Origin of the sequence: Agrobacterium tumefaciens (assembly GCF_013337285.1) — a bacterium.
In the GTDB taxonomy this organism is placed as follows: Bacteria; Pseudomonadota; Alphaproteobacteria; order Rhizobiales; family Rhizobiaceae; genus Agrobacterium; species Agrobacterium burrii.
On sequence record NZ_SUPW01000007.1, the window covers coordinates 54,810 to 69,864 of the forward strand.

Below are 15,055 nucleotides of genomic sequence, written 5' to 3' on the forward strand. Positions count from 1 at the left end.
TCAGGCGTCCTTTCCGAAAAGTCCGGCGGGGCGGATGAGCAGCACAAAGGCCATGATGACGAAAATGACGATGTTGGAGGCCTCCGGGTAAAACACCTTGGTCAGTCCTTCGGCGATGCCGAGCATGTAACCGGTGACAATGGCCCCCATGATCGACCCCATGCCACCGACGACGACCACGGCGAAGACGACGATGATGAGGTTGGTGCCCATCAGCGGCGAGACCTGATAGATGGGCGCCGCCAGCACGCCGGTGAAGCCTGCAAGGCCCGCCCCCAGCGCGTAAGTCAGCGTCAAGAGCACCGGCACGTTGATGCCGAAGGCCTGCACCAGCGTCGGGTTTTCCGTCGCGGCTCGCAGATAGGAGCCAAGCCTCGTTTTTTCGATCAGCGCCCAGGTGGCAAGGCAGGCGACCATTGAGATGACGACGACGAAGGCGCGGTAATTCGGCAGGAACATGAAGCCGAGATTGGTGCCACCGGCAAGCTCACGCGGCACCGAATAGGGCTGGCCCGCCGCACCGTAGAGCCAGCGGAACGTGCCTTCCACCACCAGCGCCAAACCGAAAGTGAAGAGCAGCCCGTAAAGTGGATCGAGATCATATAGCCGCGACAGCATGAGACGCTCAACGATCGCGCCGAAAAGCGCAACGACCAGTGGCGTCACCACCAGCGCCACCCAGAAATTGATGCCGAAATATTGCAGGCCTAGAAAAGCGACGAAAGCGCCGAGCATATATTGCGCCCCATGGGCGAAATTGATGACGCGCAGCAGGCCGAAAATGACGGCAAGGCCCAAAGACAGCAGGGCATAAAACGAGCCGTTGATGAGGCCGATCAGCAATTGCCCGAGCAGGGCCTGAACCGGAATGCCGAAGATCATCGTCATCGTTAAACCCCCAGCACTTTATTGAGTTCGCCCATGCGGGCGGAAAGCTCACCCACCGGAAAACTGCTGACCATCTGGCCATGATCCATCAGGTAGAAACGGTCGGCAATGCGGCTGGCAAAACGGAAATTCTGCTCGACCAGAACAACGGTCATGCCGCGGCTCTTCAGCTTTTGCAGCACTTCGCCGATGCGCTGCACGATAACAGGAGCAAGTCCCTCGGTCGGTTCGTCAAGCAGCAGCACCTTCACTCCGGTGCGCAGGATGCGCGCCATGGCCAGCATCTGCTGCTCGCCACCGGAAAGCTTGGTGCCGGGGCTGGTGCGGCGTTCGTAAAGGTTTGGAAACAGTTCGTATATTTCATCGAGCGTCATGCCGCCGGGTGCAACGACGGGCGGCAGCTTCAGATTTTCCTCGACACTCAGCGTTGCGAAGATACCGCGCTCTTCCGGTACGAACCCGATGCCATATTTCGCCGTGCGATGCAGCGGCACCGGCATCATGTCCTTGCCGCCAAGCGTGATGACGCCCTTGCGGTTGCGGATGATGCCCATGATGGTGCGCAGCGTCGTGGTTTTACCTACACCGTTACGGCCGAGAATGGTGATGGTTTCACCCTCGCCGACGGTCAGATCGACGCCGTGCAGGGCCTGGCTTTCGCCATACCAGGATTTCAGGTTGGAGACTTCGAGCATTGCCGCCATATCAAGCCTCCTCCGTGCCCATATAGGCCGTTCGCACACGCGGATCAGCGGAAACGGCGGCATAATCGCCCTCCGCCAGAATTTCACCGCGCTGCAGAACCGTGACGTGGTGGCAGATATCCGCCACGACTTTCAGATTATGTTCGACCATCAGCACCGCGCGCGTCTTTGCCACCTCGCGGATGAGTTCGGCGACATGAGAGACATCTTCACCACCCATGCCGGCCATCGGCTCGTCCAGCAGCAGAACCTTGGGATCGAGCGCCAGCGTGGTGGCGATTTCGAGAACCCGCTTGCGGCCATAGGAAAGATCGGCCGCAAGCGCATGTTTTTCCCTTGTCAGGCCAACCGTTGCGATCAGCTCCTCGGCACGGGCATTCAGCCTGTCGAGCGAGGACAGCGGCAGCCAGAATTGCGTTGCAAGGCCATTCGGCCTTTGCAATGCCACCCGTACATTTTCCAGAACCGTCAGATGCGGAAACACCGCCGATATCTGGAAAGACCTGACGAGGCCGAGCCGCGCCACCTTGTCCGGCGGCGTCTTTGTTATGTCCGTTCCCATGAAGGTGATCGCCCCGCCTGTCGGCTGGAGAAACTTGGTCAACAGGTTGAAGACCGTGGTTTTGCCGGCGCCGTTCGGACCGATCAGTGCATGCACGCGGGCATGGTGAACATCGAGATCGACATTCTTCACGGCCGCGAATGCGCCGAAGGTCTTGGAGAGACCGCGCGCCGACAGCACGACGCGAGGTTCCGCCTGCCCGGCAAGGGCGGGAGCGATCGTCATGAAACTTTCCCCTTTATTGCGTCAGTCTTTTATTGCGTTACCAGCGGGCAACCGCTTTTTGCGGGGTCCATGAAGGCTTCCTTGCCGGGGATGGTGGCGAGCACCTTGTAATAATCCCACGGCTGCTTGCTCTCATCCGGCTTCTTCACTTCCATGAGATACATGTCGTGGATCATACGGCCATTGGCGGCCACGTGACCGTCCTTGGAGAACACGTCGTTGACGGGCATTTCCTTCATGGCCTTGGCGACGGCATCGGCATCGTCAGTGCCGGCCTTTTCGATGGCCTTCAGATAATGCAGCACGGCGGAATAGGTGCCGGCATGCACCATGTTCGGCATGGCGCCGGTGCGTTCCTTGAACCGCTCGCCGAATTTGCGCGATTCATCATCACGGTCCCAATAAAAACCTTCCGTCAGCGTCAACCCTTGAGCCGCTTCGAGACCAAGCCCGTGCACTTCGGCAAGTGTGAAGAGAAGGGCGGCAAGCCGCTGGCCGCCGGCAACGATGCCGAATTCAGCCGCCTGCTTGATGGCGTTGGAGGTGTCGAGGCCGGCATTGGCAAGACCGATGACCTTCGCGCCCGAAGACTGCGCCTGCAGCAGGAAGGAGGAATAATCCGTTGTCGCCAGCGGATGCCGCACCGAACCCAGCACCTTACCGCCATTGGCTTTAACGAAATTGGCGGTGTTTTCTTCCAGCGAGTAACCGAAAGCATAGTCGGCAGTCAGGAAGAACCAGCTGTCGCCGCCCTGTTTCACCAGTGCGCCGCCGGTGCCGACCGCCAGCGAATAGGTGTCATAGGCCCAATGGAAACCATAGGGGCTGCACTGTTTGCCCGTCAGCTCGGTCGTTGCCGCACCCGTGTTGACGGTGATCTTCTTTTTGTCCTTGGAGAGCGCCTGTACGGCCAGGCCCACTGACGACGAGGTCAATTCCATGATCGAATCGACCTGTTCGGTGTCGTACCATTGTCTTGCGATGTTGGAGGCGACATCCGCCTTGTTCTGATGGTCGGCGGTCACCACCTCGACCGGCGCACCCAGCACCTTGCCGCCGAAATCCTCAACCGCCATCTTCGCGGCCTCGTAAGAGTATTTGCCGCCAAAGTTGGCATAGACACCCGACTGGTCGTTCAGGATGCCGATCTTGACCTTGCCGTCGGAAACATCGGCAGCATAGGCGGCGGTGCCAGCGGCCAGTGCCATGGCCGTGGATAAAACGATACTCTTGCGCATGACTTCTCCTCCCAGAGATGATTGCGAGCCTCAGATGGTTCTGTGCAACGGTGAACGAAGCAGTGCGGCGCACTTCTCCGGCGTTGCACTCGAATGGTCACGCCGCCCTCCTCAAAGCGGCGCATCCTGAGCCTAGACTTCTCGAATTCGTCCGTTGACACAAGAGCCGGGCATCATCAAATTGCGAACAGGGACTGTTCATTTTTGAACAGAACTCGTGATGGGAGACGAAAATGGCCACGCCTTTTACCTGGGACGATCTGCAATATTTTCTGGCCGTGGCCCGCACCGGACAACTCTCGTCGGCTGCCCGCAGCCTGCGCACCAGCCACGCGACCGTCTCCCGCCACATCGACCGGCTGGAATTCTCCCTAAAAACCAAGCTCTTCGAGCGAAACCCGCGTGGTTACGAACTGACGACGGTGGGGCGGCGGCTGGTCGATACGGTCGAGCGTATAGAAGCGGAAGCGGAAAGACTGCAATCGGATATTTCCGAAAGCGGCAGCCTGCTGCGCGGCGTGGTGCGCTTAAGCGCCCCTGAAGGTTTTTCCAATTTTTTCTTCGTGGAGAGGCTGAAAGATTTCGCCGCCACCCATCCCCACATCATGGTGGAGATGGTGACGATCCAACAGATCATGGCGCTTTCCAGAAAGGAAGCGGATGTGGCCGTCACGCTCGATCCGCCGAAAGCCGGTCCTTACATCAACGAACAGATCATCGATTACACGCTGCATATCTATGCCTCGCGTTCCTATCTCGCCGGCCATCCGAAAATCACGCGGCGTGAGGATTTGCCCGACCATTTTTTCATCGGTTACGTGCAGGACCTGATTTTTTCGCCGGGTCTCGATTATATGCGCGACGTGATGCCCGGCCTGCGCCCCAACTTTCAGTCATCGAGCATTTTCGCCCAGCTAACCGCCACGCTAAGCGGCCGTGGCCTGTGTATATTACCGAACTTCATCGCCGCCCGTTTTCCGGACTTGCAGATGGTTCTTGCCGATGAAGTGGAATTGCGGCGAGGCTATTGGCTGACCAGCCATCAGGACCTTGCCAACGTGCCGCGCGTGCGCTCGCTGATGGATTTCATTCTGACGACTGCGCGCGCGCATGAAAATCTCTTCATCCTCAACCGCAGGACGATTGCCTGAAACGGCCATCGTTCACATTTCGGCGACACCGTGTTTACGGATGGCGGATTGGAGGATGTGCGCGGTTGCTTATATGACTGACAACAACGAAGCCGGTTTGTGAAAGCCGGCATCCTCCGAAATCTGAAAGGTCATCATGAAAAAGATCGGATTTTTATCCTTCGGCCACTGGACACCCTCACCCCAGTCGCAGACCCGCTCGGGCGCAGACACGCTGCTGCAATCGATAGACCTTGCCGTCGCAGCAGAAGAACTGGGCGCCGACGGCGCCTATTTTCGCGTCCACCATTTCGCCCGCCAGCTTGCCTCGCCTTTTCCGCTTCTGGCCGCCGTCGGCGCCAGAACGAAAAATATAGAAATCGGCACCGGCGTTATCGACATGCGTTATGAAAACCCGTTCTACATGACGGAAGACGCCGGTTCGGCCGACCTCATCGCCGGCGGACGCCTGCAACTCGGCATCAGCCGTGGCTCACCGGAACAGGTGATCGACGGCTGGCGTTATTTCGGCTTCCGCCCCGCCGAGGGCGAAACTGAAGAAGATATGGCGCGGCAACATACCGAGGTCTTCCTTGAACTTCTCAAGGGCGAAGGTTTTGCCCAACCGAACCCGAGACCGATGTTCCCGAACCCGCCCGGCCTTCTGCGGCTGGAGCCGCATTCCGAAGGGCTGCGCGAGCGCATCTGGTGGGGTTCGAGTTCCAACGCGACGGCGGTTTGGGCGGCCAAGCTTGGCATGAACTTGCAAAGCTCCACCCTGAAGACGGATGAAACGGGCGAACCTTTCCACGTCCAGCAGGCGCAGCAGATCCGCACCTTCCGGGAAGCCTGGAAGGAAGCCGGACATGCCCGTGAGCCCCGTGTTTCGGTCAGCCGCAGCATCTTCGCCCTCGTCAGCGACCGTGACCGGGCCTACTTCGGTTACGGCAATGAAGGCGACGACAAGATCGGTTATATCGACGACAAGACGCGTGCGATCTTCGGGCGCAGCTATGCCGCCGAGCCTGAAGCGCTGATCGAACAGCTGAAAGCCGATGAAGCCATCGCCGAGGCCGACACGCTGCTCCTGACCGTGCCGAACCAGCTGGGCGTCGACTACAACGCCCATGTGATCGAGACGATCCTGAAGCATGTAGCCCCGGCTCTTGGCTGGCGCTAACGGCTGTTCCTGAAAATGAGCAAGGCGGCGCATTCCCATGCGCCGCCTTTATTCATTTTACCGCTTTGCCATAACGGGCGAAGCTTTCAGCCAGCGGCGTCGTGCTGGCACCGGGGTGCTCCGGACGTTTATAAACGCCATCCCGCACCTGGATCGGTTCTTCGAAATGATCCTTGATCCACGGAATATATTCGAGAATGGTCGAAGCCGGGTGCCAGTAGCTCAGATGCACATGCACCTGGCTCATTTCCCCGGCATGCGGCACCACCGGCAGGCGATGGGCGAGTGCGAGATCAGCCACCTGAATATATTCGGTGATGCCGCCAAGCCGGGTCACATCCGGCTGGACATAGGTGACTGCGCCGGCATCGATGAATGAGCGGAACGCATCCACCGTATAAAGCTGCTCGCCGAGCGCGATCGGAATGGATGTGCTGCGCGCCAGCCGGGCGTGGCTGGTGACGTCGTCATACCACAGCGGTTCCTCGAACCAGTAGATATCCAGATCTCTGGCCGACGCGCAAAAACGCTGGCATGTCGGCAGATCCCACTTGCCATTGCCGTCAATGGCGATGCGGATGGAGGAGCCGACACGTTTCCGGACAGCGGCGAGCCGCGCAATGTCGATATTCGGATCATCATGACCGACCTTGAGCTTCAGGCGGGTGAACCCATCCTCTTCCACGGCCTTTGCACTGCCGGCCAGCAGGTTCTCCAGCGTAAAGGAAAGCCAGCCAATATCGGTGTTGTAGGCTTCCACGCCTGCCGTGCGCGCACCGCCGAGATATTGCCAGAGCGGCACGCCCGCCTTTTTCGCCTTGATATCCCACAGCGCCACGTCGATGGCGGCAAGCGCCAGATGGGTGATGCCCGCCCGTCCGACCCATTGCAGCGAGGGGTAACGGGCAAGTTTCGTCCAGAGTCTCGAATGTTCCGACGCATCCTCACCCAGCAACAGAGGAGCATAACAATCGCTGATGCAGGACGTAATCAGCCTGTCGGACGGCAGATGCGCGTGGGTGCCGGTGAAACCATAACCCTCAATGCCGTCACTCGTCGTGATTTTTGCGCCGACGACTCCCCAATGGGTGATGCTGTGGGTGGAATCGGAAATCGACTCCGATGTCAGCGGCAGATGCAGGATGAAAGGTTCGACAGCGGTAATTTTCATGATCGGTCATTCCTCGATGCTTGAACGCTTCTGGGGAGGAAAGGCGGAAGTCCCTTTTCTGAGCGACGCTTCACCGATTGGCTGGTGAAGTCACGTCATTGTCCCGCAGCTAGTGGCTGCGGGAATTGAACCGTCAGGGGATTGCCGAACCACCCTCCTCCGGCAGCCAGCTTCCGATGGCAGATAGAGCTAACGGAAAAACGGATTTTGTAAAATAAAAAATTTTTTATTTTTAATATTTGATTGTTGCCTGTCCCTCAAAGCTGGGCAATGATGCGGCCATGAACACACTCGTCAAAGTCACGCTCGCCGAACAGGCGCACCGGGAACTGCGCGCGCGCATCGTCAGTGGCAAATTGCGCGGCGGCGAACGCCTGCTGCCCAACGAGCTTGCCGCCGATCTCGGCATCAGCCCCACGCCGGTCAAAGAAGCCTGCGTGAAACTCGAGGCCGACGGGCTGGTGGTCAACTCTTCAAGGCGCGGCATGGTGGTGCGCGATTTCACCGTGGAAGATGTGGAAGAGCTCTACGCCGCCAGAATGCTGCTTGAAAAAGGCGCCGTCGAAGTGGCTTTCGGTGCCGGGCAACTGGACGGGACGCTGCATGCGCAGCTGCTGGAAAGCCTTGCCAAACATCGTGAATTCGCCAAAGGCCCGACGCTTGATGAATTGTCGAAGGCGCTTTTTTACGACCGCAGCTTTCATACCACCCTCGTTTCAGCCGCCCGCATTCCCGTCATCTCCGGCTCGCATGAGCGCATTCTCGACCAGACCCACACGGTTTTCGTCTCGATCCTCGGGGATTACGCCCGTTCGGTGGAAGAGCACCAGAATATCGCCGACGCCATCGCCGCCGGCAGCAAGGCCCAGATCGTCGATGCCCTGTGGCGGCATCTCGAGCGCAGCCGCCAGAATACGCTGCGCCAGGTCCGGCTGCTCAAAGAGGCTCGGGCCTGATCCATTCAAAATACGACCTATTCAGGGACAAATGGAGGAACTGACATGATGCGCGAATACCCGGATGCCGCCATTACCATCTTGCTCCGCATGAGGATTTCGCATTGATGACGGATAGGCTTTCCGCTGCCACCCTTCCCTGCCTGCCGCAATCCGTGGCAACACCCGCCTATGATCGCCAGACGGTCACACCCGGCATCGTGCATCTTGGAGTGGGTGCGTTTCACCGGGCGCACCAGGCGGTTTTCATTGATGACTGCCTCAATCGTGGTGAGACACAATGGGGTATCGTCGCCGCATCGCTGCGCAGCCCGGACACACGCGACGCCATCGAACCGCAGGACAATCTCTACACATTCTGCTTACGCGACGGCCAGAGCGAGCACCTGCGCATCATCGGCTCCATCATGGAAACCATTGTTGCGCCGGAAGATCCCGAGAGGCTGGTGGAGCGGCTATCCGATCCGCGCGTGCCCATCGTCACTCTGACCGTGACGGAGAAGGGTTATCTCACCAATCTCGCTTCCCGCAGCCTGCTGCGTGACCATCCCGATATTCTCCACGACCTTGAAAACCCGAACCGGCCACGCTCCATCTTCGGGTTTATTCTCGCCGCTACACGACGCAGACGCAAAGAAGGCTCGCTGCCGCTAACGCTGCTTTCCTGCGATAACCTACCCGCCAACGGGCATGTGTTGCAAAAGCTGCTGCTGGAATTTGCGGAACTCGCCGACGCGGGACTGGCATCCTTCATCGAAGCCAATATTGCCTGCCCCTGCTCGATGGTAGACCGCATCGTTCCCGCCACCACCGACGCGGACCGGGATACGATATCGACAGCACTTGGGGTGCGTGACGCCTGGCCGGTGGTGGCGGAGCCCTATTTCCGCTTCGTCATCGAGGACAATTTTCCGCATGGAAGGCCGGCGCTCGAAAGATCGGGCGTGGAGTTCGTCAGCGATGTCGAGCCTTACGAACATATGAAGCTCAGAATGCTGAACGGTTCCCACAGCGCCATCGCCGCCATAGGCCAGATCACCGGCCTTAAAACGGTTGCCGATGCATGGGGCGAAAAAACCGTGCGCGATTTCATCGACGCTTATTGGCGCGAAGTCGGCCGGACGTTGGACCCTGCCGTCGACGGCGCGGAATTCGCAGCCGGCCTCAGAGAGCGTTTCGCCAACCCCTCCCTGCAGCACAAGACGATGCAGATCGCCTCCGATGCCTCACAGAAAGTGCCGCTGCGCATTCTTGGCCCGTTACGCGAATTGCTGGAAGAAAAGGCCGCCTGTCGCGCCGTTATTTTTGCCGTCGCTTTGTGGATCAGATCCTGTGCAGACAAGGATGAAAAGGATCAGCCGATCACCATCCTCGACCCCGCTTTCAAGGAGTGGGATGCGCCGGACCAGCTGGCAATGGCGCCGGATGCTGTCGTTGACCGCTTTCTCACCTTCAGGCGCACATTCGGCGACGACCTGCCGGGCAACGAAAACTTCGTGCCCACCCTGAAAGCCGCCTATCGCGACATCCGCGAACAAGGTGCACTCGCCGCCATCGGCATGTTTTTAAAGTCCTGAAACACAAACAGGCCGGAAAACCGGCCTGTTTTCTAACTTGATGTTTCTACGCTCAGGCCGTTGCGGCCTGCCGTGCAGCCTTGCGGCGTTCCACGCGGGCGCGGATGGCATCGACATCCGTGATCGGTGTCGCGGCGAAGAGCTGGCGCGTATAGGGGTGCTTCGGATCGGCGAAGAGTTCCTCGCGCGTGCCTTGCTCCACCGCCACGCCCTTGGAGATGACCATCACGTCGTCGGCGATATAACGAACCACGGAAAGATCGTGGCTGACGAAGACGTAGGTCAGCTCGAATTCCTCCTGCAAATCCCGGAGCAGGTTCAAGACCTGCGCCTGCACCGAAAGATCGAGCGCGGAAACCGGCTCGTCCAGCACCAGCAGCGCCGGATTGAGCATCAGCGCGCGCGCAATGGCGATGCGCTGGCGCTGGCCGCCGGAGAACATGTGCGGATAGCGGTTGAAATGTTCAGGACCGAGGCCGACCTTCACCAGCATGGCTTCCGCCCGCTCGCGACGCTCGGAAGCCGGAATTTTCGTGTTGATGATAAGCGGTTCCATCAGCACGTCACCCACCTTCTGGCGCGGATTGAGGCTGCCATAGGGGTTCTGGAACACCATCTGCACCTTGGAACGCATCTGCGTGTCCGGACGACGCCTGGCGATATCGACCGGCTGGCCATCGATCTTCAACTCGCCGCCGGATGCGGGATCGATCAGCGCAATGATGCGGGCAAGTGTCGACTTGCCCGAACCGGATTCGCCGACGATGGCGAGCGTCTTGCCACGCTCGACGGCAAAATCGATGCCTTTCAGCGCCTGAACCGTCTTGGCACCACCGAACAGGCCGCCCGGAACATGATAATCGCGGGTAATGCCCTTGCCTTCGACAACAATGCTCATTGAACGCCCTCCTTGCCGAAGAAATCGGAAACCGTGGGCAGGCGGTCGCCGGTAGCATTTTCGGGCAGAGCCGCAAGCAATGCCTTGGTATAGGGATGCTTTGGGGCCTCGAAGAGGCTTAAGACATCCGCCTCCTCCATCTTGCGACCCTTATATTGCACCACGACGCGGTCCGCAGTTTCCGCCACCACGCCCATATCATGGGTGATGAGGATGAGCGCCATGCCGTATTCCGCCTGCAGGTTCATCAAGAGATCAAGGATCTGCTTCTGGATCGTAACGTCGAGCGCGGTGGTCGGCTCGTCAGCAATCAGCAGGCGCGGCTTGGAGGCGATCGCGATGGCAATCATCACGCGCTGGCACTGGCCGCCGGACATCTGGTGCGGATAGGCGTTAAGCTTGGTTTCCGGCTCGGGAATGCCGACCGCGCGGAACAGTTCCAGTGCCCGGGCGCGGGCGGCGGAGCGGCCCATGCCGAGATTGAGGCGCAGCACTTCCTCGATCTGGAACCCGACCGTAAAGGACGGGTTGAGCGAGGCGACCGGCTCCTGGAAGATCATGGTGATCTCGCGGCCGATCACCCTGCGGCGCTCCTGCGGCGTCAGCGCCAGCAGATTCTTGCCATCGAAGGTCATCTCATCGGCGGTAATCGTTGCCGTATCGGGCAGAAGCCCCATGACGGCGAGCATCGATACCGACTTGCCGGACCCGGATTCGCCGACAATGGCCAATACTTCATGCTTGTCGACGGAGACGTCGATACCATCGACAGCGGTAAAAGCGCCGGTGGCGGTGGCGAATTTGACGGTGAGGTTCTTGATTTTCAGCAGGCTCATCGCTCAGCTCCGCTTCAGTTTGGGATCGAGCGCATCGCGCAGACCGTCACCCATCAGATTGATGGCGAGTACCGAAATGAGGATCGTCAGACCGGGAAGGGTGACAACCCACCAGGCGCGCAGAATGAATTCACGCGCTTCGGCCAGCATCGTGCCCCATTCGGAGGCGGGCGGCTGGGCGCCCATGCCGAGGAAGCCGAGGGCCGCCGCATCGAGAACTGCGGACGAGAAGGACAGCGTCGCCTGCACGATCAGCGGTGCAAGGCAATTCGGCAGAATGGTCTTGAACATCAGCCGGAAATTGCCAGCACCCGCCACGCGGGCGGCCGTGACATATTCGCGGCGCAATTCACTCATGACAGCCGCGCGCGTCAGACGCGCGAAATGCGGCTGATAGACGATGGCGATGGCGATCATGGCGTTGGTAAGGCCCGGCCCGAGAATGGCGACCAGCACCAGCGCCAGCAACAGCGAAGGAAACGCAAGGATAACGTCCATCACGCGCATGATGACGCTATCCACCCAGCCGCCGAAGAAGCCGGCGACAAGACCGATGACGATGCCGCCGACAAGGGCGATGGAAACGACGACGACGCCGATGAACAGCGAATATTGCGCGCCGTAGATCAGCCGGGACAGCATGTCACGGCCGACCGCATCGGTGCCGAGCAGGAATGCCGCACGGCCGCCATCCTGCCAGACCGGCGGGACGAGCAGCGCATCACGATATTGCTGCGTCGGATCATGCGGCGCAATCACGGCTGCGAAAACCGCTACCAGCACCAGAAGAAGGAAGACGGCAAGGCCGATGACGGCGCCACGGTTCTGGCGGAAGTAGAACCAGAAATCGGCGATCATCCGGCGGCGGATGGCGGCGTCCGAAAGGCGGACGCCGGGGGTGGTGGTCACATCGCTCATTTGTGACGGATCCTCGGATTGATGAGGCCATAGGTCAGATCGACAAGCAGGTTGACGACCATCACCAGGCCCGCAATCAGCAGCAGGCCGCTCTGCACGACCGGATAGTCGCGGCGCGAGATGGAATCGATCATCCACTTGCCGATGCCCGGCCAGGAAAAGATGGTTTCGGTCAGGATGGCACCCGCCATCAGCACGCCAATCTGCAGGCCGATGGTGGTGATGACCGGGATCATGGCATTGCGCAGCGCATGAACGCCGACGACGCGGGAGGCCGACATGCCTTTTGCACGGGCGGTGCGGACATAATCCTCACCCAGAACTTCCAGCATGGCCGAGCGTGTCTGTCGCGCAATCACCGCCAGCGGAATAGTGGCAAGCACCACCGAGGGCAGGATGAGATGCGACAGGGCCGAGGCGAAAGCGCCCTTTTGCCCCGAAATCAGGCTGTCGATCAGCATGAAACCGGTGACGGAGGGGAAGAAATACATCAGCGAGATGCGGCCCGACACAGGCGTCCATTGCAGGATGCCGGAGAACATGATGATCAGCAGCAGACCCCACCAGAAGATCGGCATGGAGAAGCCGATCAGCGCGGTCGTCATTGAAATCTGGTCGAACCACGAGCCACGGCGAATGGCGGCGATGACGCCGACCGGCACGCCGATGAGCGTTGCGATGATAATGGCAACGAGGCCAAGCTCGACCGTCGCGGGGAAGAGCGACAGGAACTCGGTCAAGACAGGCTTCTTGGTGACCAGCGAATTGCCGAGATCGCCCTGAAGCAGCCGTCCGAGAAAATGCAGATATTGCTGCCAGATGGGCTGGGCAAAGCCGAGCTGTTCGGCAAGCTGCGCATGCCTTTCAGGCGAAATGCCGCGCTCACCCGCCATCAACAGTACAGGGTCGCCCGGCAGAACACGCACGAAGGCGAAGGCGACCATGGTGATCCCGAGGAAGGTCGGAACGAGATAGAGAAGTTTGCCGAAAATGAACCGGATCATGGTTTTTTCCTGAAAAGACGCGCGGAAGAACAGGGTTCTTCCGCGCGTCCTGTTGTTTGGGATTATTCAGCGATATCGACGGATTCGAAGGTGAAATCGCCAAGCGGGCTCATGGTGAAGCCGGAAACCTTGGCGGACATCGGAACGAACTGTGTGGAGTGCGCAAGCGTCGCCCACGGAGCCTGTTCCTTGAAGATTACCTGCGCCTGCTCATAAAGCTTGGTGCGCTCGGCAACGTCAGTGGTCTGCTTTGCCTTGGAAAGCAGCTCGGAGAACTCCTTGTTGCACCACTGAGCACGGTTTGCACCGCCTTCGCCGGTCGCGGCGCAGGAGAGCAGAACGCCCATGAAGTTATCAGGGTCACCGTTATCGCCGGTCCAGCCGAGGATGACAGAACCGTCGCGGTTCACTTCGGTCGACTTCTTGAGATATTCACCCCATTCAAAGGAGACGATCTCGGCCTTGACGCCAACCTTCGCAAAATCCGACTGGATCAGCTCGGCCGTGCGGCGCGCGTTCGGCATATAGGGACGCTGCACCGGCATCGCCCAGATCTTCATCGTCAGATCCTTGACGCCAGCGGCTTCGAGAGCCTTCTTGGCGGCTTCCGGATCGTACGGATCGTCCTTGATGCTGTCGTTGTAGGACCACATTGTCGGCGGGATCGGGTTCTTGGCAACCTGGCCGGCGCCCTGGAACACGGCGTCGATGATCGCCTGCTTGTTCATCGCCATGTTCAGCGCCTTGCGGACTTCCGGCTTGTCGAAAGGCGCAACGGTGGTGTTGTAAGCGAAGTAAGCGACGTTCAGACCCGGCTGCTCATCGAGCTTGAGGTTCTTGTCAGCGCGGATGGTTTCGAGATCGGCCGGAGCCGGGTAAGGCATCAGGTGGCATTCGCCGGCCTTCAGCTTCTGCAGACGCACGGCGGCATCAGGCGTGATCGCGAAGATCAGGTCGTCGATCTTCGGCGCGTCACCCCAGTAGTCGGCATTCTTCTGGTAGCGGATGACCGCGTCCTTCTGATAGGCGACGAACTTGAACGGACCGGTGCCGATCGGCAGGTTGTTGAAGTCTTCCTTGGTGCCGGCCTTATCAAGCGTATCGGCATATTCCTTCGACACGATCGAAGCGAAAGGCATGGCGATGTTGGCGAGGAATGGCGCTTCCGGGCGCGTCAGCACGAACTTGACGGTGTAATCGTCGACCTTGACGATTTCCTTGATCAGCGACGGCATTTCCATGGAATTGTAATATTCGTAGGTGATGCCTGCGATATACTGGTTCCACGGGTTCTTCGCGTCACCCTGGCGGTTGTAGCTGAAGATCACGTCATCGGCGTTGAAATCGCGGCTCGGCGTGAACTTCTCATTGGAGTGCCACTTCACGCCCTTGCGCAGGTGGAACGTGTATTCGAGGCCATCGCTCGAAACATCCCATTTTTCCGCAAGGCCCGGCTCAACTTCGGTCGTGCCCTTCTTGAACTCGGCCAGACGGTTGTAGACCGGATGCGCGGAGGCATCGAAGGTGCCGCCAGCGGTGTAAGGCGACGGATCAAAGCCTTCCGGCGATGCCTCGGAGCAATAAACGAAGGTCTTCGCCATGGCAGGCACGGCGGAAGTCATCGCAATCGCAGAGGCGATAAGCAAACTGCGGGTCAGCGTTTTCATCTGGTGGTCCTTTCCCTCTTTTTCTGAGTTCCTGCGGCCCCGTTTGGGGGCCTACCTCTTCTGGTCAGCAGCGACACGGGAACCCGTGCAGCCGTTCGGTC

General features: G+C 59.5%; 14 protein-coding genes. 4 read left to right on the forward strand and 10 right to left on the reverse strand.

The genetic code is table 11. The features are described from left to right. From FCH38_RS18045 to FCH38_RS18060, 4 genes are read right to left on the reverse strand one after another with little or no spacing between them, the layout of a single operon-like run. Nucleotides 1-888, reverse strand: coding sequence for a branched-chain amino acid ABC transporter permease (locus tag FCH38_RS18045; protein WP_149901176.1), 888 nt, complete (start codon nt 886-888; stop codon nt 1-3). A 2-nt stretch (nt 889-890) separates the two neighbouring features. Further along, nucleotides 891-1,592 carry an ABC transporter ATP-binding protein gene (locus FCH38_RS18050; RefSeq protein WP_153515762.1) on the reverse strand — a complete coding sequence of 234 codons (702 nt, stop codon included), beginning with the start codon at nt 1,590-1,592 and terminating at the stop codon, nt 891-893. A 1-nt stretch (nt 1,593) separates the two neighbouring features. Continuing rightward, nucleotides 1,594-2,379: an ABC transporter ATP-binding protein gene (locus FCH38_RS18055; RefSeq protein WP_153515761.1), complete on the reverse strand. Its 786-nt coding sequence runs from the start codon at nt 2,377-2,379 to the stop codon at nt 1,594-1,596. Between the two features lie 29 nt (nt 2,380-2,408). Then, nucleotides 2,409-3,617 (reverse strand): ABC transporter substrate-binding protein, encoded by a 1,209-nt coding sequence (locus FCH38_RS18060; RefSeq protein ID WP_153515760.1) that lies wholly within the window; start codon nt 3,615-3,617, stop codon nt 2,409-2,411. A gap of 233 nt (nt 3,618-3,850) precedes the next feature. Here FCH38_RS18060 and FCH38_RS18065 point away from each other — a divergent pair, with 233 nt between their 5' ends. Continuing rightward, a complete protein-coding gene (locus FCH38_RS18065; protein ID WP_149901180.1) occupies nt 3,851-4,768 on the forward strand; it encodes a LysR family transcriptional regulator in 918 nt (305 codons plus the stop codon). Nucleotides 4,769-4,904: 136 nt separating this feature from the next. Next, entirely contained in the window at nt 4,905-5,927 is a 1,023-nt protein-coding gene (locus FCH38_RS18070; RefSeq protein WP_174374623.1) for an LLM class flavin-dependent oxidoreductase, read from the forward strand. 52 nt (nt 5,928-5,979) lie between these two features. Here the strand turns inward: FCH38_RS18070 and FCH38_RS18075 are convergent, their stop codons facing one another. Further along, nucleotides 5,980-7,098 carry a mandelate racemase/muconate lactonizing enzyme family protein gene (locus FCH38_RS18075; protein WP_174374624.1) on the reverse strand — a complete coding sequence of 373 codons (1,119 nt, stop codon included), beginning with the start codon at nt 7,096-7,098 and terminating at the stop codon, nt 5,980-5,982. Between the two features lie 281 nt (nt 7,099-7,379). Here FCH38_RS18075 and FCH38_RS18080 point away from each other — a divergent pair, with 281 nt between their 5' ends. Together FCH38_RS18080 and FCH38_RS18085 are read left to right on the forward strand one after the other, a co-directional pair. Continuing rightward, nucleotides 7,380-8,054 (forward strand): GntR family transcriptional regulator, encoded by a 675-nt coding sequence (locus FCH38_RS18080; RefSeq protein ID WP_174374625.1) that lies wholly within the window; start codon nt 7,380-7,382, stop codon nt 8,052-8,054. A gap of 107 nt (nt 8,055-8,161) precedes the next feature. Continuing rightward, nucleotides 8,162-9,631, forward strand: a complete 1,470-nt coding sequence (locus FCH38_RS18085) for a mannitol dehydrogenase family protein (protein ID WP_174374626.1) — start codon at nt 8,162-8,164, stop codon at nt 9,629-9,631. Between the two features lie 52 nt (nt 9,632-9,683). On the opposite strand, the gene FCH38_RS18090 is transcribed toward FCH38_RS18085, so the two are convergent. The 5 genes from FCH38_RS18090 to FCH38_RS18110 form a co-directional block, all read right to left on the reverse strand. Then, the gene (locus FCH38_RS18090) at nt 9,684-10,529 is read right to left on the reverse strand and encodes an ATP-binding cassette domain-containing protein (RefSeq protein WP_149901185.1); all 846 of its coding nucleotides are present in this window, start codon (nt 10,527-10,529) and stop codon (nt 9,684-9,686) included. Continuing rightward, nucleotides 10,526-11,365, reverse strand: a complete 840-nt coding sequence (locus FCH38_RS18095) for an ABC transporter ATP-binding protein (RefSeq protein WP_149901186.1) — start codon at nt 11,363-11,365, stop codon at nt 10,526-10,528. Before FCH38_RS18095 ends, FCH38_RS18090 begins: the two co-directional genes overlap by 4 nt. A 3-nt stretch (nt 11,366-11,368) precedes the next feature. Further along, nucleotides 11,369-12,283 (reverse strand): ABC transporter permease subunit, encoded by a 915-nt coding sequence (locus FCH38_RS18100; protein WP_149901187.1) that lies wholly within the window; start codon nt 12,281-12,283, stop codon nt 11,369-11,371. Then, the gene (locus tag FCH38_RS18105; RefSeq protein ID WP_149901188.1) at nt 12,280-13,287 is read right to left on the reverse strand and encodes an ABC transporter permease subunit; all 1,008 of its coding nucleotides are present in this window, start codon (nt 13,285-13,287) and stop codon (nt 12,280-12,282) included. Before FCH38_RS18105 ends, FCH38_RS18100 begins: the two co-directional genes overlap by 4 nt. 62 nt (nt 13,288-13,349) lie before the next feature. Next, nucleotides 13,350-14,954, reverse strand: a complete 1,605-nt coding sequence (locus FCH38_RS18110) for an ABC transporter substrate-binding protein (RefSeq protein WP_149901189.1) — start codon at nt 14,952-14,954, stop codon at nt 13,350-13,352. Between the last annotated feature and the right edge of the window lie 101 nt (nt 14,955-15,055).